Origin of the sequence: Amycolatopsis azurea DSM 43854, from assembly GCF_001995215.1 — a bacterium.
In the GTDB taxonomy this organism is placed as follows: domain Bacteria; phylum Actinomycetota; class Actinomycetes; order Mycobacteriales; family Pseudonocardiaceae; genus Amycolatopsis; species Amycolatopsis azurea.
Map to the genome: position 1 here is coordinate 819 of NZ_MUXN01000038.1, position 2,518 is coordinate 3,336.

Here is a 2,518-nt window from a genome sequence, read left to right on the forward strand (position 1 = left end):
GAAGTGCGCCATGTCGACCATGACCTTCGCGCCGACCTCGTCGGCGATGCGGCGGAACTCGGCGAAGTCGAGCTGACGCGGGTACGCCGACCAGCCGGCGATGATCAGCTTCGGCTTGTGCTCCTTGGCGAGGCGCTCGATCTCCTCGATGTCGACGATCCCGGTCTCTTTGTCGACGTGGTAGGCGACGACGTTGTAGAGCTTGCCGGAGAAGTTGATCTTCATCCCATGGGTCAGGTGACCGCCGTGGGCGAGGTCGAGACCGAGGATGGTGTCACCGGGGTTGAGCACGGCGACCATGGCGGCGGCGTTGGCCTGCGCGCCCGAATGCGGCTGGACGTTGGCGTGCTCGGCGCCGAACAGGGCCTTCGCGCGGTCGATCGCCAGCTGCTCGATGACGTCGACGTGCTCGCAACCGCCGTAGTAGCGGCGGCCGGGGTAGCCCTCGGCGTACTTGTTGGTCAGCACCGAACCCTGCGCCTCGAGCACGCCCACCGGGGCGAAGTTCTCCGAGGCGATCATCTCCAGGGTCGACTGCTGCCGGTCGAGCTCGGCCGCGACGGCGGTGGCGACCTCGGGGTCCACTTCGGACAAGGCAGCGTTGAACATGTCAGTTCTCCTGGGTCAAGACGGCGTACGCCTGGGCGTCGAGCAGGGCGGGCACGTCGCCGGACAGACGCACCTTCAGGAGCCATCCTTCGGCGTACGGGTCCGAGTTGATGAGCTCGGGGGTGTCCGTTGTGGCCTCGTTCACCTCGACGACCTCGCCGTCCACGGGCGCGTACAGCTCGCTGACCGACTTGGTCGACTCGACCTCGCCGAACACCTCGCCCGCGGTGACGGTGTCGCCGACCGAGGGGAGCTGGACGAACACGATGTCACCGAGCGACTCGGCGGCGAAGGCGGTGATGCCCACGGTGGCGACGCCGTCGACGACGTTCAGCCACTCGTGTTCCTTCGTGTACTTCAGGTCCTGGGGGATGCTCATGGTCGTTCAAGGGCCTTTCAGGCGCGGGAGTAGAAGGGCAGGGCGACGACCTCGACGGGCTCGATACGGCCCCGGATGTCGACGGAAAGCTCGGTGCCGGGCTCGGCGTGCTCCCGGTCCACGTAGGCCATGGCGATCGGGTAGCCCAGGGTCGGCGACAGGGCACCGCTGGTGACCTCGCCGATCTCGGTCTCGCCGGACAGGACGGTGTAGCCGTGGCGCGGGGCGCGGCGGCCGGAGCCCTTGAGCCCGACGCGGACCCGGGGAACGTCCTTCTTGGACAGCTCTTCGAGCGCGGCCTTGCCGACGAAGTCGTTCGGCTTCTCGAACTTGACCACGCGGCCGAGACCGGCCTCGAACGGGCTCAGCTGGAGGCTGAGTTCGTTGCCGTACAACGGCATTCCGGCTTCGAGACGCAGCGTGTCGCGGCAGGCGAGACCGGCCGGGAGCAGGCCGTGCGGCTCGCCGGCCTCGGTGAGGATGCGCCAGACGGCGGGAGCCTCACCGGCCGGGACGTACAGCTCGAAGCCGTCCTCGCCGGTGTACCCGGTGCGGGCGAGCAGGACGTCGTGACCCTTCACGACGGCCGGGACGCTCGCGTAGTACTTGAGCGCGCCCAGGTCGGCGTCGGTGACGGCACCGAGGATCTCGACGGCCTTCGGGCCCTGGACGGCGATCAGCGCGACGTCCTCGGACTTGTTCTCGACGACCGCGTCGAAGCCCGAGACCCGCTCGGCCAGCGCCTCGGCGACCACGGCGGCGTTGCCCGCGTTGGCCACGACCAGGAACTTCTCGTCGGCGAGGCGGTAGACGACCAGGTCGTCCAGCACGCCGCCGTTCTCGTCGCAGATCATCGTGTAGCGCGCCCGGCCCGGTTTGACCCCGGACAGGTTGCCGACCAGCGCGAAGTCGAGGGTGTCGGCGGCCTGAGGGCCGGTCACCTCGATCTCGGCCATGTGGGACAGGTCGAACAGGCCCGCGGTCTCGCGGACCGCCTTGTGCTCCGCCAGCTCGCTGCTGTAGCGGATCGGCATCGACCAGCCCGCGAAGTCGGTGAACAGCGCACCCAGTCCTTTGTGGACTCCGTGCAGGGACGTCTCTTTCGACATCAAGTGCCTCAGTTCTCGTAGGCGTTGAGCGGCGGGCAGGAGCAGACGAGGTTACGGTCCCCGCGGGCGCCGTCGATGCGACGCACCGGGGGCCAGTACTTGGCCTTGCGGTTCACCCCGGCGGGGTACACGGCCAGTTCGCGGTCGTAGGGCAGGTCCCAGTCGCCGACCAGGGTTTCGGCGGTGTGCGGGGCGTTGCGCAGCGGGCTGTTGTCCGCGGTCCACTTGCCCTGCGCGACGGCGTCGATCTCGGCGCGGATGGCGATCATCGCCGCGATGAAGCGGTCGATCTCGCCGAGGTCCTCGGACTCGGTCGGCTCGACCATCAGCGTGCCCGCGACCGGGAACGACATGGTCGGGGCGTGGAAGCCGTAGTCGATCAGGCGCTTCGCGACGTCGTCGACGCTGACGCCGGTCTCCT

Annotated in this window: 3 protein-coding genes and 1 pseudogene; all 4 read right to left on the reverse strand. The window is 68.7% G+C overall.

Annotation, left to right across the window (positions count from 1 at the left end):
- On the reverse strand, positions 1-609 hold a 609-nt coding region (locus B0293_RS44585; protein ID WP_245820144.1), incomplete at its 3' end, for an aminotransferase class I/II-fold pyridoxal phosphate-dependent enzyme.
- Position 610: 1 nt separating this feature from the next.
- Positions 611-988, reverse strand: coding sequence for a glycine cleavage system protein GcvH (gene gcvH / locus B0293_RS41530; RefSeq protein WP_005160456.1), 378 nt, complete (start codon positions 986-988; stop codon positions 611-613).
- A gap of 17 nt (positions 989-1,005) precedes the next feature.
- Positions 1,006-2,097: a glycine cleavage system aminomethyltransferase GcvT gene (gene gcvT / locus B0293_RS41535; RefSeq protein ID WP_039918882.1), complete on the reverse strand. Its 1,092-nt coding sequence runs from the start codon at positions 2,095-2,097 to the stop codon at positions 1,006-1,008.
- Between the two features lie 8 nt (positions 2,098-2,105).
- A pseudogene (locus B0293_RS44590) lies at positions 2,106-2,518 on the reverse strand (glycine dehydrogenase (aminomethyl-transferring)); the annotation flags it as partial.

Bases quoted from the DNA above. Each gene is read 5' to 3' on its own strand.
- gcvT (WP_039918882.1), bottom strand. From the start codon at position 2,097: ATGTCGAAAGAGACGTCCCTGCACGGAGTCCACAAAGGACTGGGTGCG.
- gcvH (WP_005160456.1), bottom strand. From the start codon at position 988: ATGAGCATCCCCCAGGACCTGAAGTACACGAAGGAACACGAGTGGCTG.